25 protein-coding genes are annotated in these 22,819 nt (G+C 38.2%); 7 read left to right on the top strand and 18 right to left on the bottom strand.

From position 1 onward, the window contains the following. Nucleotides 1–39: 39 nt before the first annotated feature. Together V7147_RS12510 and V7147_RS12505 are read right to left on the bottom strand one after the other, a co-directional pair. Nucleotides 40–792, bottom strand: a complete 753-nt coding sequence (locus V7147_RS12510; protein WP_335368193.1) for an IclR family transcriptional regulator — start codon at nucleotides 790–792, stop codon at nucleotides 40–42. Between the two features lie 144 nt (nucleotides 793–936). Continuing rightward, on the bottom strand, nucleotides 937–1,587 hold the full coding sequence (locus V7147_RS12505) for a DsbA family oxidoreductase (RefSeq protein WP_335368192.1): 651 nt from the start codon (nucleotides 1,585–1,587) through the stop codon (nucleotides 937–939). A gap of 186 nt (nucleotides 1,588–1,773) precedes the next feature. On the opposite strand from V7147_RS12505, the gene V7147_RS12500 reads away from it, so the two are divergent. Then, nucleotides 1,774–1,995 (top strand): hypothetical protein, encoded by a 222-nt coding sequence (locus V7147_RS12500; protein WP_335368191.1) that lies wholly within the window; start codon nucleotides 1,774–1,776, stop codon nucleotides 1,993–1,995. A 75-nt stretch (nucleotides 1,996–2,070) separates the two neighbouring features. Here the strand turns inward: V7147_RS12500 and V7147_RS12495 are convergent, their stop codons facing one another. The 5 genes from V7147_RS12495 to qoxA all read right to left on the bottom strand — a co-directional run bounded on the left by V7147_RS12495 (nucleotide 2,071) and on the right by qoxA (nucleotide 6,475). Beyond that, a complete protein-coding gene (locus V7147_RS12495; protein ID WP_335368190.1) occupies nucleotides 2,071–2,586 on the bottom strand; it encodes an RDD family protein in 516 nt (171 codons plus the stop codon). 87 nt (nucleotides 2,587–2,673) lie between these two features. Next, on the bottom strand, nucleotides 2,674–2,958 hold the full coding sequence (qoxD, locus tag V7147_RS12490; RefSeq protein ID WP_335368189.1) for a cytochrome aa3 quinol oxidase subunit IV: 285 nt from the start codon (nucleotides 2,956–2,958) through the stop codon (nucleotides 2,674–2,676). A gap of 1 nt (nucleotide 2,959) precedes the next feature. Then, nucleotides 2,960–3,556 (bottom strand): cytochrome aa3 quinol oxidase subunit III, encoded by a 597-nt coding sequence (gene qoxC, locus V7147_RS12485; protein WP_335368188.1) that lies wholly within the window; start codon nucleotides 3,554–3,556, stop codon nucleotides 2,960–2,962. Continuing rightward, a complete protein-coding gene (gene qoxB / locus V7147_RS12480; RefSeq protein WP_335368187.1) occupies nucleotides 3,553–5,502 on the bottom strand; it encodes a cytochrome aa3 quinol oxidase subunit I in 1,950 nt (649 codons plus the stop codon). The genes qoxC and qoxB overlap by 4 nt, the downstream gene beginning before the upstream one ends. Before the next feature lie 58 nt (nucleotides 5,503–5,560). Continuing rightward, nucleotides 5,561–6,475: a cytochrome aa3 quinol oxidase subunit II gene (gene qoxA / locus V7147_RS12475; RefSeq protein ID WP_335368186.1), complete on the bottom strand. Its 915-nt coding sequence runs from the start codon at nucleotides 6,473–6,475 to the stop codon at nucleotides 5,561–5,563. A 576-nt stretch (nucleotides 6,476–7,051) separates the two neighbouring features. Between qoxA and V7147_RS12470 the strand changes: the two genes are divergently transcribed. Beyond that, nucleotides 7,052–7,915, top strand: a complete 864-nt coding sequence (locus V7147_RS12470) for a VanW family protein (protein WP_335368213.1) — start codon at nucleotides 7,052–7,054, stop codon at nucleotides 7,913–7,915. A 389-nt stretch (nucleotides 7,916–8,304) separates the two neighbouring features. Here the strand turns inward: V7147_RS12470 and V7147_RS12465 are convergent, their stop codons facing one another. The 8 genes from V7147_RS12465 to V7147_RS12430 all read right to left on the bottom strand — a co-directional run bounded on the left by V7147_RS12465 (nucleotide 8,305) and on the right by V7147_RS12430 (nucleotide 14,258). Beyond that, nucleotides 8,305–8,484 carry a respiratory nitrate reductase subunit gamma gene (locus V7147_RS12465; RefSeq protein WP_335368212.1) on the bottom strand — a complete coding sequence of 60 codons (180 nt, stop codon included), beginning with the start codon at nucleotides 8,482–8,484 and terminating at the stop codon, nucleotides 8,305–8,307. A gap of 273 nt (nucleotides 8,485–8,757) precedes the next feature. Next, nucleotides 8,758–9,018, bottom strand: coding sequence for a hypothetical protein (locus tag V7147_RS12460; protein WP_335368185.1), 261 nt, complete (start codon nucleotides 9,016–9,018; stop codon nucleotides 8,758–8,760). A 282-nt stretch (nucleotides 9,019–9,300) separates the two neighbouring features. After that, nucleotides 9,301–9,582 (bottom strand): spore coat protein, encoded by a 282-nt coding sequence (locus V7147_RS12455; RefSeq protein ID WP_335368184.1) that lies wholly within the window; start codon nucleotides 9,580–9,582, stop codon nucleotides 9,301–9,303. Between the two features lie 153 nt (nucleotides 9,583–9,735). After that, nucleotides 9,736–10,212: a (2Fe-2S)-binding protein gene (locus V7147_RS12450; RefSeq protein WP_335368183.1), complete on the bottom strand. Its 477-nt coding sequence runs from the start codon at nucleotides 10,210–10,212 to the stop codon at nucleotides 9,736–9,738. Beyond that, nucleotides 10,199–11,044 carry an FAD binding domain-containing protein gene (locus V7147_RS12445; RefSeq protein ID WP_335368182.1) on the bottom strand — a complete coding sequence of 282 codons (846 nt, stop codon included), beginning with the start codon at nucleotides 11,042–11,044 and terminating at the stop codon, nucleotides 10,199–10,201. Before V7147_RS12445 ends, V7147_RS12450 begins: the two co-directional genes overlap by 14 nt. After that, nucleotides 11,044–13,374 carry a xanthine dehydrogenase family protein molybdopterin-binding subunit gene (locus V7147_RS12440; RefSeq protein WP_335368181.1) on the bottom strand — a complete coding sequence of 777 codons (2,331 nt, stop codon included), beginning with the start codon at nucleotides 13,372–13,374 and terminating at the stop codon, nucleotides 11,044–11,046. Before V7147_RS12440 ends, V7147_RS12445 begins: the two co-directional genes overlap by 1 nt. A 171-nt stretch (nucleotides 13,375–13,545) precedes the next feature. Beyond that, complete coding sequence (locus tag V7147_RS12435; protein ID WP_438824584.1) at nucleotides 13,546–13,812, bottom strand: hypothetical protein; 267 nt, start codon at nucleotides 13,810–13,812, stop codon at nucleotides 13,546–13,548. 200 nt (nucleotides 13,813–14,012) lie between these two features. Then, the gene (locus V7147_RS12430) at nucleotides 14,013–14,258 is read right to left on the bottom strand and encodes a hypothetical protein (protein WP_335368179.1); all 246 of its coding nucleotides are present in this window, start codon (nucleotides 14,256–14,258) and stop codon (nucleotides 14,013–14,015) included. Nucleotides 14,259–14,443: 185 nt separating this feature from the next. Between V7147_RS12430 and V7147_RS12425 the strand changes: the two genes are divergently transcribed. From V7147_RS12425 to V7147_RS12410, 4 genes are read left to right on the top strand one after another with little or no spacing between them, the layout of a single operon-like run. Then, a complete protein-coding gene (locus tag V7147_RS12425; RefSeq protein WP_335368178.1) occupies nucleotides 14,444–15,343 on the top strand; it encodes an ABC transporter ATP-binding protein in 900 nt (299 codons plus the stop codon). Then, nucleotides 15,344–16,090 (top strand): ABC transporter permease, encoded by a 747-nt coding sequence (locus V7147_RS12420; RefSeq protein ID WP_335368177.1) that lies wholly within the window; start codon nucleotides 15,344–15,346, stop codon nucleotides 16,088–16,090. It abuts the gene before it with no gap. Beyond that, the gene (locus V7147_RS12415) at nucleotides 16,091–17,227 is read left to right on the top strand and encodes a sensor histidine kinase (protein WP_335368176.1); all 1,137 of its coding nucleotides are present in this window, start codon (nucleotides 16,091–16,093) and stop codon (nucleotides 17,225–17,227) included. Then, entirely contained in the window at nucleotides 17,224–17,826 is a 603-nt protein-coding gene (locus V7147_RS12410) for a response regulator transcription factor (RefSeq protein WP_335368175.1), read from the top strand. The genes V7147_RS12415 and V7147_RS12410 overlap by 4 nt, the downstream gene beginning before the upstream one ends. Nucleotides 17,827–18,084: 258 nt before the next feature. Here V7147_RS12410 and V7147_RS12405 read toward each other — a convergent pair whose 3' ends face one another. The 3 genes from V7147_RS12405 to V7147_RS12395 form a co-directional block, all read right to left on the bottom strand. Continuing rightward, on the bottom strand, nucleotides 18,085–18,531 hold the full coding sequence (locus V7147_RS12405; RefSeq protein ID WP_335368174.1) for a YueI family protein: 447 nt from the start codon (nucleotides 18,529–18,531) through the stop codon (nucleotides 18,085–18,087). Between the two features lie 231 nt (nucleotides 18,532–18,762). Next, nucleotides 18,763–19,794: an alpha/beta hydrolase gene (locus V7147_RS12400; RefSeq protein WP_335368173.1), complete on the bottom strand. Its 1,032-nt coding sequence runs from the start codon at nucleotides 19,792–19,794 to the stop codon at nucleotides 18,763–18,765. A 135-nt stretch (nucleotides 19,795–19,929) separates the two neighbouring features. Further along, on the bottom strand, nucleotides 19,930–21,366 hold the full coding sequence (locus tag V7147_RS12395; RefSeq protein WP_335368211.1) for a DEAD/DEAH box helicase: 1,437 nt from the start codon (nucleotides 21,364–21,366) through the stop codon (nucleotides 19,930–19,932). A 164-nt stretch (nucleotides 21,367–21,530) separates the two neighbouring features. Between V7147_RS12395 and V7147_RS12390 the strand changes: the two genes are divergently transcribed. Then, nucleotides 21,531–22,724, top strand: coding sequence for an MFS transporter (locus V7147_RS12390; RefSeq protein WP_335368172.1), 1,194 nt, complete (start codon nucleotides 21,531–21,533; stop codon nucleotides 22,722–22,724). Nucleotides 22,725–22,819 lie beyond the last annotated feature (95 nt).

Below are 22,819 nucleotides of genomic sequence, written 5' to 3'. Positions count from 1 at the left end.
TATAATGACCTTTTTGTAGAATCTACTTTCCGTTACCTTTTAGCCAGACTTATAACCTGTTTTCTTAGAAATCTTGCTCGCTGCTTCGAGTAGCTTCTCGATAATATTTTCCTTTTGTCTCAGCATTCGATCTTTCGGTCCAGCAACACTGATTGCAGCTTCCATTATCTGATCCACATTAAAAATAGGTGCCGCTAAACAGTACAGTCCTTCTTCGTTTTCCTCGTCATCGATCGAATAGCCTTGTTTAAAGAACTCCTTTAACTGGTTTAATAGATTTTCTTTTTTAGTGATGGTCTTTGGGGTTATCGGATGTAGTTCGATCGTTCTTAGAATTTCCAGTTTCCTTTCTTCAGGAAGAAACGTTAAAAACGCTTTTCCTAAACCAGTACAATATAAAGGCTTACTCTTTCCAAGTTCAGCAGTTGTACGAATCGATCGATTACTATTTATCTTTGCTACATAAATAAGTTCACTATTATCTAAAACTGCCATAAATACAGTTTCCTGCACATCTTCCATTAATTTTTTTAATAATGGCATTCCTTGAGCAGTAATATCTAAAGATTCCCTTGCTGTACCGCCAAGCTGGATTAATTTTGGACCAAGCTTATATTTTCTAAAAAAATCTACCGATAAATAGTTGTTTTTATATAAAGTATTTATTAAAACAGAGGTGCTGCTTTGAGGAAAGGATAGTGACTCGCTAATTTCTTTAATCGTTAATCCATTCAAGTGATGCGAAAGTAAGTCAAAAATTTTTAAAACACGCTCTGCTGACTTAACTGACATCCCCTTACCTCCTCCATCACATATGTGATTCTACATCATATATATGATTTCAGAATGAATTCATTCATGTTTAAAAAAATAAAGCGTAAAACTGGTGAGATTTTACGCTTTCGGCATTTTTATATTTATCTGTCGGAATTTCAATCACTCTGCTGGATTTTCTTCTTTCCAAACCTGCTGAAGTGCACCTAGGAATGTAGAAGTTGGCTGCGCACCAGAGATGGAGTATTTTTGGTTGATTACGAAAAATGGAACGCCAGTAACACCGATTTGTTGTGCAATCGATTCGTCAATTCGTACATCATTCGCAAATTTCTTTGCGTCTTTTAGCACGTCTAGCGCTGATTGGCGATCGACTCCCACAGATTCCGCAAGATCGGCTAATACCTCATGGTCACTGATGAGTTTTCCTTCTTCGAAATAGGAGTGTAGAAGAATCTCAGTCATTTCTTTTTCTTTGCCCACTGTTGCTGCATATTTTACAAGGCGATGAGCATCAAATGTATTTGTGTGTTTCATTTTATCAAAATCATACTTTAGCCCGACTCCCGTAGCTTGCTGCCCAACATTTTCATTCATTTGCCTTGCTTGCTCAACGCTCGTTCCGTATTTTGATGCAAGTAATTCATGGATGCTTTGTCCTGAATAAAGCTTTGCATTTGGATCTAGTTCGAAGCTTTTGAATTCCACTTCTACTTGGTCGCGATTTGGAAATTGTGCAAGTGCTTCTTCTAAGCGGCGCTTTCCTACATAACAGAACGGACATACAAAGTCCGACCATACCTCAATTTTCATTTTGGCACCTCATTTGGATTATTTTTCATTATGGTAACACAACCATTTTGTAAAAGCTCATTGGACGACTTCGGTTTAAAATTAGCAGTCCTCCCCGCTCAAAATACAAATTTCGAACATTTAGTGAAAAGTATTTGACAATTTTGTGAACAAAGTGAATAATTTATAGTAGGAGGATGAGGAAAAATGAAATCTACTATGCTTGAGGCTGTTAAGTATTTTGGGGGAACAGTGCTTATTGCCGGTATCATTATTTTTTGTCTAGGATTCTTTGCGAGCGGTTCCAGTGTGCTAACACCGATCGGAATCGGAACGGTCATGGGGGCTATTTTCGTTTTCTTAATGGGGCTATTTTTAATCGCATCAGAAGAAATGTTGCTAAAGGCACAGGGTGCAAAACAAGAATAATAAAAGATTCGGTTACTATAGGCTTAGCCACTCAATCGGCTAAGCTTTTTGTTTTGCACAAAAAAAGCTGCAATCTCATCGCACCTTTACCACATACGTTTTCGCCAAAATATCATATAAAGATTGTTTCTTCTTTGTAAAAATACATGTCAAAATATATGCAATCATAAGTGCATAGATGAGTCCACCTATTAAAGTGTAAGCGAAGGGAAAATCAACGTCCCCCAAATACATCAAACGATAAACAAGGAAATGTGATAGCTCCCAAGGTAAAAACTTTACGAGTGTTCGAAAAGCCATTTGCAGTAAAGACACAGGTTCCCCGTTTTTCCGGATCACTCTTAAACCTGATTTTCTCTTTCCAAATGACCGCCCGCCAATTTTTGAATCACTAATAATAAAATAAAGCGATACCGGCAATGTCACCATTAAAAATCCAGTGAATTGCGCAACTACTACTGATCCCATGAATAATTCTTGCAAACCTGGAAATAGAAATACATTAATAATAAAAAGGACAACTAGATACACAAGAATCAAAATATAATCAATCATGAAAGCTTTGAACCTCAGTAAAAATGAAGCATTCATCTACATTCCCCCTTTCATGTTTTATATTACACAATAATCTGGTTATTCTCTACAAAAAAAAGAGTGCCTCGAAAGACACTCTCAATTTTATGCCATATCCCAAACAAGAATGAACAATGTACCCAAGATTGTAATTAACGCGATAAAAATCATGAAATATACATTTGCGTAAATTGCCCATTTATCCTTTGTTTCTCCAGCATGCATGAATACGATTAGTTGCAGCAATGCTTGCACAAATGCTGTAACAATGAGTATTGTTAAACCTACAGTAATAGAAAGGTCAAAGAAATACACCGATAGAGCAATTACAGTAAGGGCTAACGAAAAAACAAAGCCCATGACTTGTTTTGCTGGAAATAGCTCTCTCATATTACATCATTCCTTTCAAATAGATGAAGCTGAAGATGAAAATCCAGACAACATCTAGGAAGTGCCAATACAATGAAAAGATGAACGATTTACCAGCAGTTTCTGCAGTTAAGCCTCTTTTTCTTATTTGGAGGACAATCATTGTTCCCCAGAACAATCCAAATGTAACGTGAATTCCGTGTGTTCCTAGGGTTGTTAGCAACATCGCTGTAAATGCACTTGTTTGCAGACCTGCCCCGATATGGACATAGTGAACAAATTCATAGATTTCAACACCTAGGAAGGATAAACCTAGAAGCAGTGTCACCACGAAGAAACCAATCATTGCCTTTTGTCTGCCAAGGCGCATCGCATGAACCGCAAGACCTATTGTAAAACTACTGGTTAAAAGTAAAAATGTTTCAATTAACACAGGTGTAATTTCAAATATCTGTGCACCTGATGGACCGCTTCCGATGCGGTTCTCTAAGGTAAAATACGATGTAAACAAGGTTGCGAAAAGCATGATTTCAGCACCAAGGAAAACCCAGAAACCAAATATATTCAACTCGTTTTGGTGCGTACTATATTCAAGAGGCTGCGTGTGTCCTAGTTTCATAGTTTAGCACCTCCAAGTTTTTCTTCTGTTTCTTTTATTTTCTCAACTGGAATATAATGTCCAGGATCCTTCTCAAATGAACGGTATGCCATACATACAAAAATTGCAATTGTTGAAATAATCAAGAGCGGCCACATTGCAAATACGAATGAGAAGCCCCAGACAAAGAAAATGCTACACATGATAAACGGAAGTCCACTTTTGTTAGGCATGTGGATTTTTTCAATTTTACCAGGGAAAAGCTTATGCTTATTCTTCTTATCATCCCAGAATGGTTCGGTTGAATTCACACTTGGTGTTAACGCAAAGTTGTACTCAGGAACCGGTGTATGTGTTGCCCATTCTAAGGTACGTGCATCCCATGGGTCGCTTCCAATATCTCTAGATGCGTATCTGATGCTGTAGTAAATATTGTAAACAATTAAGATGAAGCCAATTGTCATAATTCCGGCCCCAATAAATGAAAGCATGTTCAATGGACCAAAGCCTGTTGATTCAGAGTATGTGTACATACGACGAGCCTGACCATCTAATCCAGTGATATACATCGGGAAGAATGCTAAAACAAACCCGATTGAAAGTGCCCAGAACGTCCATTTTCCGATTCGTTCATTTAACATAAAGCCAAACATTTTTGGCCAATAATAGGTGAGTGCAGCAAGCATCGCAAATACTACACCAGGGATAATTGTGTTATGGAAGTGTGCCACTAGGAACATGGTGTTGTGATATTGATAATCCGCTGCTGACATCGCAAGCATTACCCCGGTTACCCCACCAATTGTGAATAACGGAATAAAACCAATTGAATAAAGCATTGGGACTGTCATACGGATTTTACCTTTCCATAATGTGAACAACCAGTTAAAAATTTTCACACCTGTAGGAACTGCAATCATCATTGTTGTAATTGAGAAGAAACTGTTTGAAGCAGCCCCTTGCCCCATTGTAAAGAAATGGTGCGCCCATACAAGACATGAAAGTACTGAGATAATGACGATTGAACCAACCATTGATTTGTAACCATATAAGTTTCTTCCTGAGAAGGTTGAAATGATCTCACTGTAAATACCGAATGCAGGCAGAATTAAGATATAAACCTCCGGATGTCCCCATACCCAGAATAGGTTTGCCCAAAGCATATCCATACCACCATTTGTACTAGCAAAGAAGTGTGTTCCGAAAAGTCGATCCATTGTTCCCATTGCTAATAAAACAGTTAAGATCGGGAATACTGTCACAATGATTAAGTTAGCAACTAGAGTAGTCCATGTGAACATTGGCATTTTCATCAAGGTCATGCCAGGTGCTCTCATTTTTAAAATCGTCGTGATCATATTGATCCCTGTCATCATTGTACCCAGACCTGAAATCTGTAACGCAATCATGTAGTAGTTCGTACCAACTGATTGACTGAAATCATTGCCTGCAAGTGGGAAATATGAAGTCCACCCTGCATCAGGCGATCCCCCTATTACGAAGGAGATATTAAATAGCATTGCTCCCATAAAGAAGAGCCAGAAGCTAATTGCATTTAGGCGTGGGAATGCCACGTCACGTGCTCCAATTTGTAGAGGCACAACATAGTTCATGAAGCCCATGATGAAAGGCATCGCCATGAACATGATCATAATAACACCATGTGTTGTAAATATCTCATTATAGTGCTGAGCGTCCAACAGCTTCGCTTCAGGTGCAGCTAACTGTGCACGTAGCATAACTGCATCCACCCCACCACGAAATAGCATGATTAAGGCGGAGATTAAATACATGATTCCAATTCGTTTATGATCAACGGTCGTTAACCATTCACGCCATAAATAACCCCATTTTTTAAAATAGGTTAAACCGGCGACGATTCCGATTACGGTAAGTCCTATTGCGACCATCGCTGCATAGATGGCTGGACTTGGATGTGGTATGGCAAAACGTTCAAAGAATTCCATCCGTTTGTTACTCCTTTCAATTGAAGTGTGAACTCGGCGTTCAAGCTTTATTTAAAAATCAATGACTATTGTGTTCTGAATGTGCTTCGTGCTTCGTATGATCTTCCTCGTGAACTTCGTGTCCTTCTTCAGAATCACCTGATCCATGGTCATGAGCTGGCGGTGGTGAAAACTCTAGGTGAGTTCCAGTAAATGTCATTTGCCCAAGATGGCCTGGTTCTAATAACTCATCGAACTTTTCCTCGGTAAGAGGCTTCGCAGTTTCTTTAACCTCGTCTACCCATTCCTCAAAATCTTTTTGAGATACGGCATTTACACTAAATGTGTTTTCCGCAAATCCCTTTCCACTAAAGTTTGCGTTTCGCCCCATCAATTCGCCCTGCTCATCGGCAGCAAGATGCAACGTCGTAATCATATCGGCCATGGCATATTTTTGCCCGCCAAGCTGAGGAATCCAAAAACTTGTGATTGGACCGTATGAATAAAGTTTGAATTCAAGTGGTCGATCTGTTGGAATATATAAGTAATTTACTGTTTCAATATCCTCTTCCGGGTAGCTAAAATGCCATTTCCAATCTGAGGATGATGCATAGATAACCAATGGTTCCTGATCTTCGTAGCCCTGTGGTGCCGACTCAACAATGTAGTTACTTTGAACAGATACAACTGACATATATCCAACGATTAAGATTGGAATCCCAATACAAATGGCTTCAACCCAAGGATTTCCCTCAATATGTGGTGGCTCGTAATCCTCTGGCATTTTCGAAGCCCGATATTTAAAAAGCATATATCCTAATAATACGAAAACGACAATAACAACTACTGCCATGATTCCAATTGAGAGTAGGATATCATGGGCCTGCCTCGCAGCTTGTGGACCTTTTGGGTCGAGGACCATTAATGGTTCACATCCTGTTAGCACTGTGGCAATAGTAATAATCATCGATAAGAAAAACCATTTTATTTTCATAAACGTACTCCTTTCCGAATGGATGCTCTTAGTAAACAACTATGTATGTTGCAACGAATTTGTGTACAACTTCACAAAGTTGTCAAAAATTTTTTAGCTACTTGTTTTTTTCGTAATATGTTGAAAACTGCAGCTAAGGTTTATTTTACAAAATAGTTTTTTTAAATCTTTATCACTGTGTAAATGATGATAACATCATGTGCCTTAAAAAGTTGTTACAGAAAAGGGAAGGAAATATTTGTAAAAGGGAATTATTTTAACATAAACACCTCAAACCTTGATGTGATGCATATCACAGGTGTTTTTTCGAATTTGAACAATTTGTTACATCTTTAAAATGAAAAAAGTTCTCCCATTTTTAATGGAATTGACAATAACCATCCATACTATAAAAAAGAAGTTAACTTTATTCAGCAGAAGTCCCCTACTTCCGCTGAATAAAGTTATAGCCTCCGGCGGATGCCACAGATTTTCAAAGGAAAGTTTTCGAGCATGCTCGAAAAAATCTGGGCGCAAATACGCCTTGGCGTATTTGATAAAGATTAGGTGGTGGGGACACTGAAAATATTATGGACTATGATGCTTTTCTTTTCTGTGCAGCAATTTCAACCTCAAGATAATCTGTACATAACCTATAAAGGAAATACGATTGCGACCGTGAATCGGGCTGAATATTCTCTTCCATTGCTCGGTGTTCCTACATTGGACACCAATAAATATACAGATTTTCTAACCTATTTAGATGAGCAAGTATATGAGGAATCAAAGGATGCGAAGATAGGCAAAACGGGTGAAATCGTTAAGGAACATGTAGGTGTGAAATTAGATAAGGATAAATTTACGAAATTATTTTACTCTCGTTTTTTTGGAAAAGAGGATTTCATTGAGGTCCCCGTGGAGCGAATTTATCCGCGGGTTGATAGTGAGCTTTTATCAACAATTCGTGTAAAAATGATTGGGCAGTATGTTACGCATTTTAATTCTTCTAATAAGGAACGATCTACAAATATTGCCCTTTCAGCAGCTGCCATCGATAGTCATGTACTCTTTCAAAATGAGACCTTCTCTTTTAATAAGGTCGTTGGAAAAAGAACCGCGGCCAGAGGATATCAGCCAGCGCCGGAAATCATTAGGGGTGAACTGATTGAAGGTATCGGAGGTGGGATTTGCCAAACTTCCTCCACCCTATTCAATGCTGTCGACCTTGCCGGGGTTGAAATTGTTAAGCGCTATTCCCATAGTAAACGGGTAGGCTATGTTCCCGCGGGACGCGATGCAACAGTTAGCTGGTATGGGCCTGATTTTCTTTTTAAAAATACATACAATCAACCGATTTTAATACGGGCAAAAGTTTACGGAGGAACACTTATCGTAAGCATCTATTCTTCGGAGGATATCAATTATACGCCACGAAAAATTACACCGAAAAAGGAAAAGTGAGACCTTTAATTCTTAACGGGTACTCTTGAAGTGAACAAAATAAATAAATCGCACACTTACTCGCATTGTTTGAGTAAGTGTTTTTTATTGATATTAAGCCCGTTATGGTATTTTTATAATCAAAATCACACCCGATTTAGCATTAAATTATCCTTGTATCTTAGCTGTTGTACAATAATATTTTTCTGCGATTTTGATTACCGATTTTATGTTAATTTTTTTAATCAGAGGCCTACTATTTTTCATCGTTGATTTTCTTGTAGGTATGAGAATTCATAGGCGGAGATATTCCGATTAATATCTCTAAATAGGACAAAATCCTAAGATTTGGTTTAGATAAAACGGAATATGAGTATTTCCAAATTTAAACGGAATTTTTCCGTTTGTTTTCATAAAAAAATGAGGAGTTGTCCCTCCCCTTGGTTTTGACGCGTGTTTTTCGAGTATCCATCACGCGAGTGGTATTGCTGCGGTGCTCTTGCTGGGTAGCGTAACGAAAAACTGAACATATGAACGAGCTTTGTAAATGGAATCGATGCAAATAACAGAACGAGAAGGATGACATGAATTTTAATCGGTAAAATGTACCTAAAACAAGGATTGCTATACTATTTAAGGATATGCCGTCCACTAGAAACGTAATTCCATCATTTAACCTCCTTTCAATTTTAGGTTCTTGTCCACTTATCCACATAAGAACATTTGTTTTCCACAACCTGTGGATCCTTTTGTGGATAGTGTTGAAAATTTACTGAATATTTTTTTCCACAATATCCCCGTTATCCACAGAAAACCATCAGATTTACCCACACTGTCCACATTATCCACAAAGTTATGAACAATTATTGATAAAGCATTTGATATGAAAGTTCTTCTAAATCGGCTTCCTCACGCTGATTTTCTAGCAATGTAATTTCTTTAGCTTCTGGTGCTTCAAAGACAATCATCATTAATGGGTCTATAATCCTGTGGTATGGATTCGAATCAAAAAGGTTCTTATAAATTCGGTCTACCGCAAAGGCTAAGCGACGGTATGACCGTTCGAAATTATCGCCATCTGGTGCATGAGCTATAAGCTCAAACAGCATTGGGATATAATCCATAATTTCCTTGCTGTAATATTCAAAGCCGCCTTCTACGATTAACTTTTGCAGCTTGATTAATGCTGCCCCACGCTTTCGGCCGCGTCTTCATACCTTGTACTCCTCCTCCAAACAATCTTTATGGATTCTTCCTAGTGTATGAAATTTCTTGAAAATCAAACATATTTTTCGCTACATGGACATTTAAAATTAAATTGCATCCTAAGGTTATTGTTAGTTATCCAACCATTGGGATGCAATTGATTCATTTTCATTTTTTTGTCTGCTACTACACTAATTGTTTCAGAAACCGCCCCGGTGAGCACCTCCACCTGGGAATCCGTGTGCACCACCAAATCCATGAGCACCCCCATATCCATGAAAACCGGTAAATCCATGAAAACCAGCATATCCATGAGTACCTAATGCCCCTAATCCATGGCCTCCAAAACCGATTGGGAAACCCCCAAAACTTATATTATAGAAAGGAAAATATCCGTAGTTGTGATAATACGGATGATATTGGTACCCCACTCCATATACCGGATAATTGTAAAACATATTTTTATAAAAATTCATACCCATCCCTTTTCCTCCTCAATCATTTTCAAAATAGTGTATGTGTCTAGTTTAAAAAAGGGATAGAAAAGCGCCTAATTCACGATAAAAACGCCTATTAATGCAAATATAAAAAGGAGCTTGCAACAAGCTCCTTCATGCTTTCGCCTATTTTCTCCATTACAAATCGCCATGCCTAAAGTTTAATACCGATTTTACTGCTCTCTCGATTTCAATATATCCCGTACAGCGGCAGATGTTTGATTCGAGCCACTTCGTTATTTCATCATCTGATGGGTTCTTCCGAGACTTTAGTAAGGCGTGGCAATTCATAATAAAACCTGGTGTACAATATCCACATTGGAAGGCAAAGTTATCCACAAATGCCCCTTGAATTGGTGCGTCTAAACCCTCTATCGTTTCTATTTCTTTACCAATACATTCTACAGCCAAAGTAAGGCAGGATTTTTGCGCAATTCCATCTATGATAACCGTACATGCCCCGCAATCACCATTTAAGCAGCCCGGTTTTGCACCAGTTAAACCTAATTTATTGCGTAAAACACCCAAAAGAATATCTGACATTCGAAATGATACCTCTGTTTCCTCACCATTTATCATTAACTTTGACATTTGTTTGAATTCAGATGACGTCATGTTCCTCTCCTCCCAATGTTTGTAGCACATCATAAAGGATGTTTTTTAATACAAATAATCTGTAGCGTGAAGTGCCTTCCGTATCATCTAAAACCGGGACATTCAAGCTGTTCATTGCAAGTTCTACTCTCTTTTTATAGGGAATTTCCGTTTTGTTTAAAGCATCCTCAATTTGATATGAACGAAATGGATAAGGAGAAAGACCACTAAATGCAACCCTAATGATCTTTTCAAATTTAAGAGCTGCTACAGTCAGTAGTGGATAACCGGTATCCCATTGCCGTCTTCTTTTTATCGTAAAAAAAGGCATTTTTAAAAATTTCCGATTTGTTTTAATTTGCAGAAGAAACTCGCCCCGGTTTAATAAAAGCTGCTCTTTAAAAATTTCGTAAATGGGAACTTGTTTGATTCCTTGGTTACTTGCAATTAGCAAGGTGCTATCCGCTAATAAAAAGGGCAATACCGCTTCACGATAAAAAATTTGTCCGCATATATTTCCACCTACTGTAATCTTATTTCTAGCTGTACGATCAGCAATTTCAGAAACAGTTTTACTCAGTAACGGAAATAGATTCTTCTCCTCAATCGTCGTTAGCGTGTGAGCAGAACCTACTATAAAGAACTCCTCATTTAACTCTTGAACATTGCATTCAGGGATGTTTTTAATATCGATGACTGAACCGGTTCTCACTAGATTTAATCTTCCTAGTGTAATAATTTCTGTTCCACCTGAATAATACATAGGGGATTTTCCTTGTTTGTCTAGATCATGGAATAAACTTACCGCTTCTTGAAAAGTATGGGGTCTGTGGTATTCGAAATCATTAGGCATCACAGCTCCTCCCCCTTACATCTCCAAATTAATTCAGGAGTCACCGGCAGTTCATTTAGCTCAACATCGGCCGCAAGAGATAAACTATTGGCTAGTGCTGCAGGCATTCCTAATAATCCGTGTTCTCCAACCCCTCTTGCCCCATAGGGGGCGTCTAACTGTGGTGTGGTAACAAAATCTACAAGATAATCCGGATTCTCTCCGTAATGAATGGGTCTATAGGTTCGAAGCTGTGGATTTAATACCCTGCCTAAACTATCAAAAACGAAAGTTTCTCTTCCCCCATAGGCTAAGCCCATACTCATGGCTCCCATCACTTGACCTAGTGCGGCTTTACGATTTAAGACAGTTCCTATATCCACAACCGTTACGGCTTTTATTAGTTTGTATGTAAAGTCTCTTTTATCGTATTCGACTTCGACAGAATGAACTGCTACTGTCCATTCCGGACCAGGTTGACCAGCACCCGTATTAGGATCTAAATATGTCATTCTTCTCATAATATAATTTCCATGACCAATGATTTGACCACCAATTGAATTTCCATTTGGATATTTATATCCATAGACGACATCTTTAAAGTCCAAACCAACTTTTGGATCATCACGTAAGAACACTTTACCAAAGGCTACTTCAAGATCTTCTGTTGATACCCGTAATACGCAAGCAGCCGTATTCTTTATTTGTCGAATGACATCTTCCGCTGCTTCTAATACCGCTCTCCCTCCCATAAAAGTGCCTCTGCTGGCCACTGTTTTCCAATGTTCTGGGGTCGTTTGTGTGTCAATCTTCATTCTTACATGAACTTTATCAACGCTGATCTTCAATCTTTCTGCAAGAATTTGGGCTAAAACGGTCTTCGTACCTGTACCGATTTCTACTACGCCTGACATTAAGTTAACACTTCCATCTGGATTAAATGTAAGGATAACACCTGAACTTGCGTCCGTATCCACTGTAGATGTTTTCCAGCTACAAGCAATCGCTTTAACCCGAATTTTTCTTTCATTAATCTCTTCTATTTGTCCCTGATTCCAGTTAACCAGTTCTTTTAAACGATCAATACATTCTGGTAAATTTCCTACATTGCTTTTATTTAAAACAACCTGTGTCGGCGTTTTATGCCCAGGTAGAATTGCATTTTTCTTCCGAAACTCAAGTGGGTCCATTCCTACTTTTTTTGATAGTTTATCCATTGTCCGTTCAAACGCGAATAATACTTCTGAATGACCAAACCCTCTAAATGGACTGCCATATGGGTGATTTGTGTATATACATAATGAATTGCACCATATATTTTCAATATTGTATGGACCTGTACAATCAGCTCCTCCAGCACGGCTCACATCAATCGCTTTATCGGAATAGGCACCACCGTCAAAAAGGTATAACATTTCTGCCGCTTTAATGATTCCTTCTTTTGTACTTCCAATTCTTACTTTTGCTTCTAAACCAACATGACATGGCGCCGTTGTTAAATCTTCTTCTCGCGAATATGTAAGTTGTACACGCCTCCCCCCGACTGCTCTTGATGCAAGATAAGCAAGAATTTCCCATTGAGTAGGGGCCTTTCCTCCATACGCCCCTCCAACAAGAGGGGTTTCTACAATGATTTTTCCTATTTCTAGCTTAAAAAAGATACTTAGTAATTTTTTCACCATAAATGGAGCTTGTGAGGATGTCGTAATGTACACATATCCATCTGGTTTAATTTCAGCTGATGCACTTCTGGTTTCCATTGCGGCATGGCTGGACGGCGAAAACTTATATGTTCCTTCGACGATAACGTCAGATTGCTTCCAGCCTTGGTCCATGTTCCCTTTACGTATTTTGGTTATATTAGATATGTTTGAATTTGGTACAGGATAAGCGGTTCCGATAATTTCATATGAACTTAAGTTTGGGTGTAATAGTGGGGAATCTTCTTTGAGAGCTTCTGATGGATTATTTATAACGGGTAATATTTTATACTTTATGTCAATTAAATCTGCTGCTTTTTTAGCAATATCAGGACGATTAGCGACTACAAGGGCTACTGGTTCTCCAAAATATCGAACTTTATCTACCGCGATCGGGGGACGATCCCTTATTTCTTCACCCGTAAGTGGAAAATCATTCGTTCCAACTATAATTGCTTTTACACCCGGGATATTTTTGGCTAATGTATCATCAATCGAAACTATTTTTGCATGGCCATATGGACTTGTTTTTATTTTTACATGAAGGGCATTAATTGAAAGTTCATCAGCGGTATACTTTGCTCTCCCTGTGACCTTGTCAAAGGCTTCCTTGCGAATAACGCTCTCCCCAAGAATTCTAATTTTTGTCACCCCTTATTTCATTTTCTTTATAATATATGGATGTATCTTGAGAACTTTCCTTTTTTCGATTTCATTAAGTTTGCAACAAAAAAAGAGGACATGTCGTCCTCTTTTTTAGATAACAATAATCACAAGTATTTTAATATAGTAAGGGAATTTCCAATTAATTTTTAAGGATTATTAATAAAACGGATAACCGAATCCTCCATATGGATACCCGAATCCTCCATATGGATACCCAAATCCATAACCACCATAGAGAAACGGAGAAATTAAGGCACCACCTAATAATCCGGCTCCAAGCCCTCCAAGAAATGGGGCTCCAAAACCAAATCCAAACGGTCTTCCAAAACCAAATCCAAACGGTCTCCCGAATCCAAATGGTCTTCCAAAACCAAATGGTCTTCCAAATATCCTTTCGTCCCTAACATGTGGCAGAGAGTTTATTCCTTCATTATACATAACCTCATAGCTCCTTATATTTATATTAGTCATATTAAGTGGATTAGCATATCTTTGGGAACTGACCTTAATTCCCATTAATACACTATGCAATTAGCCTGTAGGTTGTATAGGTACACACCTATATTAAGGAATTAGGTTATGTCATAAAGCCTTAACGTTTTATTCAAGACAGTTGTTTTACATCACTTTCTTTTCTTTCTGTAAAAAAAAATAAAAACGGCAACGGCTAGCGCCATTAGAAAGATTTGTTTATCAGATGGCTTAATCGTCGGTAAATCAGTTAAAGACAATATTACAATCCCCTTAAAAGTTTTAAAAACACGTATTGTCAATATCAATAAGGTCTGAAACAATGCAGCTGTAGCAATATTTAAGTCTCTTTGAAGAGAGGCAATGGTCCTTTTCGGAATATTATGGCCATTTCGCATTGTACCACACCCTTATGATCATAATATTCCAGCAAAAGAACAAAGGTAATTGAAAGACTCAACCTTACATATTTCCGCCAATTTTATATACACTGTGATCCAATGACATTTGTCATGTAAGTTGATGACATTATCCACTAATCAAGATATCACTGCCGTTTTACAATGAGGGTGGAGGTGTTTTTATGGAACCGATTATTGAGTTAAGTCAGGTTAGTAAGGTATTTAAAGATAAAACGGCTGTAGACCAGATTTCTTTTTCGATTCAAAGAGGTGAGGTTGTTGCCATTTTGGGACCGAATGGTGCTGGGAAGACGACAACGATGATGATGATGCTAGGGCTATTGGATTCGACAGACGGAAGTGTTCAGTTATTCGGACAATCACCGAAGGAAAAATCCACCCGGGAAAAAATTGGTGCCTTGCTGCAAGAGGTTAGTGTAATTGACGCCTTGAAGGTCCGGGAAATTATTCAGCTTTTCATTAGCTATTATCCCCATCCTTTATCCTATGAGGAGTTAGTGGCATTCACTGGATTTACGAAGGATGAATTACAAAAACGCGCCAATAAACTTTCTGGAGGTCAAAAACGTCGCCTTGGCTTTGCGCTCGCAATGGCGGGCAATCCAGATGTACTTTTCTTTGATGAACCGACAGTTGGTATGGATGTGACCGCAAGAAAACTTTTCTGGAATACCATTAACGAATTAAAAAATCGTGGAAAAACAATCATTTTTACAACCCATTATTTACAGGAAGCTGATGATGTTGCAGAAAGAGTGATCCTTTTTCATGAAGGAAAAATTATAAGTGATGGAACTCCTAAAAATATAAAAGCTAGATTGTTAAAGCAATCTGTTTCTTTTACTTTAGTTTCCGCAATAAACTTTGAAGAAATTAAAACCATTCCTACTGTGACCGATGTATATGAAAAGGATGGACGAATTTATGTATTAACTGACAACACAGATGGCGTATTAGCTGGCCTGTTTTCTAGAAAGCTTCCCGTACAAAATATCGAAATTGATCGAGGACGCCTTGAGGATGCATTTGAACAATTGGTAGAAAAAAGGGAGGCTATGTAGATGAACGGTTTTTTCATGCAATGTAAAGTCGAGATTTTGAGGATTTTCAGGAATCCCTATTATGTATTTTGGTCATTGTTTATGCCCATTGTTTTTTACTTCGTTTTCACGAGAATTTTTAATACAGGAATGGACGATCAACAATTGTGGAAGGCTCATTATTTAATGTCAATGGCAGCGTTTAGCGTGATGGGTTCTGCCATTATGACACTTGGCATCCGGCTTGTTGAGGAAAGAAAACAAGGCTGGTCAATGTTTATGAGAATCACCCCATTGTCTGACCAAGCGTATTTCGCAGCAAAAATGATTGGTCAAACCGTGATTCATATTTTTTCAATCATCATTATTTTTACAGCTGGTGGACTTATTAACGGGATCTCCCTTACCCCACTTGAATGGCTAATGTGTGGGTTCTGGTTAATCTTTGGATCATTGCCTTTTCTTGCTTTAGGAACACTCGTGGGAACGATGAAAAGAGTGGATACGGCTTCAGGTGTTTCGAATTTAATTTACATGGTTCTCGCGCTCTCTGGCGGTATGTGGTGGCCGATGGAGATCATGCCAAACTTCATACAATCCATTGGAAATTGGCTCCCATCCTACCATTTTGGCAGTGGTGCATGGGAAATCATTCGCGGTGGTCATCCAAATTGGTTTAATTTCTTACTTTTGGTTGGGTATCTCATCCTGTTCATGGTAATATCAGGATATACAAGAAGAAAACAGGAAGTCGCGGTGGTAAGCTGAATGCTTCAAAAACTAAAGAAATTTAGGGTTTTCCCTGCAAGATTCGGGTTCTTTCCTTATATTTTTTTGATTTATTTAGTAATGCCTTCTTACTATGTATCTATTGAATATGGCTGGAAACGAATTGTGGGGGTTGGGCTGCTGCTATTGTTCCTTGTTACGTACCGGCAGCTCTATAACTCTACTAATGATAAGTCGTACACATATTGGCTGATCGTACAAATTAGTATCGTTATGATTCTGGCAATTTTTTATAATCTCTATAATTTATTTTTAGGCTTTTTTCCTGCGAATTTTATTGGCTGGTATCTGACGAAGTATAAATTTTACCGTGCATTGTGCATGTTTGGATTGGCAATTATCATTCCATTAATCGTTAAGTGGGATACATTGATTTTAGAGACGATTTACTTTTATGCAGTTTTTATATTTGTTATGCTTATCTCCCCTTTTGGTATTCGCTCAATGAATAGTCGTATGGAGCTTGAAAAAAAGCTTGCAGAGGCGAATGAACAAATTGAGGAGCTAGTAAAACGAGAAGAGAGAATGAGGATTGCAAGGGACCTTCATGATACGTTAGGGCACACATTGTCGATGATTACATTAAAAAGTCAGCTAGTCCATAAATTGATTAGTAAAGACCTTGAAAAAGCAAAGCTTGAAACGAAAGAAATTGAACGAACCTCCCGCTCAGCACTAAGACAAGTGAGAGAATTAGTGTCTGACATGAGGGCAGTTACGATTGCGGAAGAACTCATTGAAACGGAGACCATTTTACAGGCTGCAGGTATTTCGTTTACATTCGATGGAGACTCAAAGCTTGAGGATGTTCCACTACTTACTCAGAACATCCTTAGTTTATGCCTTAAGGAAGGCATTACAAATGTTGTAAAACATAGTGAAGCAAAAAACTGTGCAGTTCGACTCTTGAATAGTCCAGGCGAAATTGAATTATCCATCTATGACAACGGTAAAGGACTGGACGAAAAGGATGGAGACGGTAACGGGCTAAAAGGAATCAGTGAAAGGTTACGATTAATCGATGGTTTTGTAAAAGTCATTTCGCAAAATGGAACGACACTAATTATTACAATTCCAATTATCGCTAAAGAGAAAAAGGCTGGTGTTGGTTCTTGATAAGAGTAATTATCGCCGAGGATCAAGGGATGCTTAGAGGCGCACTTGGCTCTTTACTGGATTTTGAGGAGGATATTGAAATTGTGGGTGAGGCATCGAATGGCAAAGAGGCATTGAAGTTGATCCTCACCCTAAAGCCCGATGTTTGTTTAATGGATATCGAAATGCCCTATATGAGTGGTCTTGAAGTTGCCAAAGAAGCTAAAAAACAATTTTCTACCTGTAAAATAATTATTTTAACTACCTTTGCTCGCCCTGGTTATTTTGAAAAGGCAGTTAAAATTGGCGTACATGGATATATGTTAAAGGATGGCTCAGTTGATGAGCTTGCAGAGTCGATCCGCAGTGTCATGAAAGGAAAACGTGAATTTGCACCTGAACTGATTTTTGGTAGCATGAGAGAAGACAATCCTTTAACGGAACGTGAACAGGACGTGCTTCGATTGGCTTCAGAAGGAAAAACCTCAAAAGAAATTTCTGCGCAATTATTTTTATCAGCTGGAACCGTCCGGAATTATATATCTGAGATCATTAATAAACTTGGAGTAAAAAACCGCACCGAAGCAGTCACCGTCGCCAAAGAAAAAAGGTGGATCTAGGTTCGTTAAATGGAGGATACAATGAAAACAATTCAGTCTAAATGGTTTTTTGTATTACTTGTCATATTATTTATCACTTTGATAGGTCAGACCATTATACACTGGGAAACAAATTTAAAACTTATGTGGGTTAACGGAGTTTGCGCAATAATACTCGGATTTATGATGATCATGATTCGTAAAAGATTCCACAACCAATAATGTAGCAGTGGTGTGCCGCAGAACCTGTCCCTGTGACCCACAAAAAGGGACTCTTCCCTACTTTTTAAAGGTTTTTTTAAAAAGAGAGAAGAGCCCTTTTTTTTCAGAGTTTTTCTGTTGTGTTAAAACCGGTCTTACTTTATTAACATAAATTTCTTCCTTGTCTATCGCATGGCCGAATGCGAGTACTAGTCCGATGTCTGAATTGTAGTCTTTGTTTGTTACAATGGTGTACTCAATGTTATTTGCCCCCGCAAGTTTCACATATTTGGATAATGAGGGATAATCCACATGACCATTCAAGTACATATGTACTTCTTTTTTCTTTTTACAAGTATCTTGTATCTCCTGATATACCTTATTCTCTCTAACCTGCGACTGCGTAAGTGCAAATTCAACACGTTCTCTAATCGTTCCAAGAAATTTTTTACGCTCTTCCGGCTTAATTTCCTTCGCCCCATGTATCCCCTGTTGAAGTATATCTTCCACACTCGGCTTCGTCATAATACTTCCTCCCTTTCCTCGCTCATCTTAGTTATTTCCCATTATAACAATATCTTGCTCCTTTTATGAGTATTCCTGCTTGCACGTCTGTGTTCCGAAAGGATAAACCTAAACGGAAAGATTGAATTCAAGGGATTGCTGGAAGGATATAGATTGAAAGGTAATATACCCTGAGGCTATACCTAAAAAAATAGAACACCCCCAGGATGCTCCATTATTTTATACAACTTCCTACTCCATTTTCAAATGCCGCAACTCTTCTATTAAATGTTGTTCTATTAACTTTGTATCATCTGGATGAAAAGCATGAGCTGATTTCTCTGACCAAATAATTCGTTTCCCTTTTGGTGCATTAAGTCGTTCAACAAACTCCTCTACTAAACTTCCATTCACATGAAAATCATGTCTTCCATGGATAAACGTTACTGGTATAGGAAGCTTAGATACTGATTCCATAAAATTATTCGTTGCCAATTCCTCTATGAAACTTTGTGAATAAATAAGCTTAAATCCTTTATAATATGTATGATACACATCCTTTAGAGAATACTCATCGGATCTTACCATATCCATTGTAAGCCCGATAAGCCCTGGTGCATTTTCAGTTTGATAGACCAATGTATTAAAAATACGCTGCCACTTTCGAATTAGACTCCATTGGGCAAAACTTTCTAAATAAGGGGGTTCACCTACATTTTCTAATTCATCAATGGCTTTCTTATTTCCACGCCTTTTCGCTTCTTCCTTAAGCCATTTCAAAGCTAGTCGATCATTTTCCGTCCAACTAACAATCTGAGAAAAACCAACGTACGAGTAAAACTTTTCAGGATACCTGGATGCTAGATTTAAACCAATCGTTGTACCCCAAGAATGTGCAGCTAGGAAAATTTTTTCTTGCTTAAATCGATCCCTCAGATAATCTGTTAGTTCATTCGCATCCGAAATAAATTGTTCAATTGTCATAGATTTTTGTGGAATGTCATTATGATACGACTTTCCTGTCCCCCTCTGGTCCCAAAACACAACAACAAAGTTTTTTACCAGTTCCTTCGTATTTGTCACAATTGTATAGTCGCGACCCTTAGAAGACACACCCGGAAGTGGCATAGAAGGGCCGCCATGAATAAATAGAAGAACTGGCTTTGACACATCAACTGCTTGAATTAATATAGTTTGCTTTATGCACCCGAGAGTAATCGTTTCAACGGATTGTACCCCACTAGAAGGAATCTCATAATCGTGCTTCTTTGATAATATACCCACGCCATCTATCCTCTCGTAAAAACCAAATTTCAGTAATATCTATTTCTACAAATGCTGGAAAATTCCTTTTTTTCAGAGGGACATTGCACTGTCCCTATAAAAATATGGTAGGACATAGAAACTGTTCCCCCGTCCCTATCGTGCTACATGTACCTTTAGCTGTTTTCCCTTTATGGTTGTGTGTTTCATCGCTGTTAAGACACGCTGGCCTTTGCCGTTCAGGATATCTACATAGGTTGCATTCTCCTGGATAGTGATGATGCCAATATCCTCAGCCGTGATTCCAGGAATTTTAGCAATCGTACCAACAAAGTCAACCACTCGGAGCTTCTTTTTCTTTCCGCCATTAAAATAAAGCCTCAAAATATCCTTATTGACTTGCTCCGCCTTATCTTGCTTTAGTCGTGGCTTGGTGTTCATTTTTTCATCAAAGGCAGGTTTTGTACGAGCGACCTCGGCCTTACTTGGAGACTCGATTTCCCTAATTTCTTCCCCAATGTAGTCTTCAATTTCCTTAACTAAATCGTCTTCTCTCGATGTTGCAAATGTAATGGCCTTCCCTGATTTACCAGCGCGACCTGTCCTACCAATTCGGTGAACATACCGCTCTTTGTCTTGTGGGATGTCGAAACTGATAACAAGAGAGATATTTTCAACATCTATCCCCCGTGCCGCAATATCTGTAGCAACTAGGTAGCGAAATTTCCCTTTTTTAAAATCATCCATAACTTCAAATCGTTCTTCTTGGACCATACTACCATGGAGTTTATCACAGGAATACTTGGTCTTTTTCAACTCTCGATACAGTTTGTCCACACCCATCTGTGTCCTGCAGAAAATGATACAGCTATCAGGATTTTCAACAATCGTAACTGCCTTTAAAAGGGAAAGCTTGTTTTCTTCCTCAGTATTTATCAAAAAATGATGAATGTTTGCTTTAGCAGCATTTTCTACTTGAACATACGTAGGTGATTTCATATATTTAACAGAAAGATATTCAATATCCTCTGGTAAAGTTGCAGAAAATAACATTGTAACCCGCTCAGCTGGCAACGCTTCGATAATAGCCTCCACCTGCTCAATAAAACCCATATTCAACATTTCATCCGCTTCATCAATCACTAAAAATTTCAGATTATCAACATTAAGGGTTCCCTTTGTAATATGATCCAGCACTCTCCCTGGCGTCCCGACAACAACATGCGTTTTCTGCTTTAACTCTAGTTTTTGTCGTTCATAGGATTGCTTTCCAAATATGGCAGTTGCTTTTATTCGCTTAAACCGGCCAATATTGATAACATCATCCTTTACCTGTGCAGCTAACTCTCTTGTCGGAGTCAAAATCAATGCTTGCGGCTTATTTTCCTCCCATTCAACTAATTCACAAATCGGAATCGCAAACGCCGCCGTCTTACCACTTCCAGTTTGTGATTTTCCAACAATGTCCTTTTTCTTTAGTGCAACAGGAATGACCTTCGCCTGAATTTCAGTCGGGGTTTTATAGCGCAAACCAGAAAGAGCTTTTACAATTTCATCACTTAAATTAAATTTATCAAAACTAGTCATCAGAATTTCCTCTTTTTTTCTCTTATTATAACCATAATCTACATGTCCCCTCCAAATTTTGTCGAATTTTTGGTACATATTCTCTTTGACTTCTAATTGAAGATATAATAACTTAGTATAGTTATTGAAAAGTAGGATTGAAGTTTTGATCCCAGAAAAAGAGGTGTACGATGACTAAAGACCAACGTAAAAAAATGATTATTTTAATGATAAATATGTTCATCGCAATCGGAAGTTTTGGGATTATTATCCCCATTTTACCTGCATATCTTGAATCGATTAATGAAGGCGGAAAAGCAGCTGGCCTCATGATTGCGATTTTTGCAGGGGCACAATTTATATTTTCTCCAATTGCAGGGAAGTGGACGGATCAATATGGACGGAGAAAAATGATTATCTACGGACTAATTGGTTTAACCCTTTCCATGTTTATTTTCTATTTCGTGGATTCAATTTGGCTATTGTATGCATCACGCGTTGTTGGTGGAATTGGTGCAGCGCTGCTCATTCCGGCTATATTTGCCTATGTTGCAGATATCACAACAATGGAACAACGTGCAAAAGGTAACAGTTATATTTCAGCGGCCATGTCCCTTGGAATTGTTGTGGGACCTGGTATTGGTGGATTTTTAGCTGACTACGGGATAAAATTTCCTTTCTTAATTTCTGCATTAGTTTCTCTTGTATCGGTTATTTTCTCCATGGCAGTCCTCAAGGAGAGCCAACAAAAAGTGGAAGGCTTCATGCCTGTTGATGATGAGACAATGGGAAAAAAGCTAGTACGCTCCGTAAAAATGCCATTTTTCATTCCATTGGTTATTACACTTGTCATGAGCTTCGGTTTAATGGCATTTGAATCGGTCATTGGTTTGTTTGTTGATAACCAGTACAATGCAACACCACAGGAAATCGCCTTGATGGTCACTTCAACTGGACTTGTTAGTGTCATTGTTCAATTATTCGTCGTGGATCGTATGGTAACACGATATGGAGAAGGAAAAATCTTAAACATTTTTATTTCTGTAGCTGCTTTAGGCTTCCTTCTTTCATTATTTGCGAATAGTTTTGAAATGTTTTTTGGAATTTCGTTACTCATCTTCCTTGCTACGTCTATTTTACGTCCTGTATTAAATACATTGATTTCGAAGCTTGCAGGTAATGAGCAAGGATTTGCAATGGGGATGAACAACGCATATATGAGTATTGGAAATATATTAGGGCCAACACTTGCTGGATTATTATATGACGTTCAGATTATCTATCCATTTATGTTAGGGCTTCTACTTCTAATGGTTACTTTACTCATTACAATCCTATGGCAAAAAAACGCAAAGACGAAAACTCGTGTAAAAGCAGTGGTATAACTTTATTCAGTCGGGGTTCAAACCCCAACTAAATAAAGTTAAAGCCTTCGGCGGATGCCACGATTTTTCAAGGGAAGTTTTTCGAGCAGTAAGAT

Origin of the sequence: Bacillus sp. JJ1521, assembly GCF_036965165.1 — a bacterium.
Lineage (GTDB): Bacteria > Bacillota > Bacilli > Bacillales > Bacillaceae_L > Ferdinandcohnia.
This window is presented reverse-complemented; position numbering and strand designations above follow the sequence as displayed.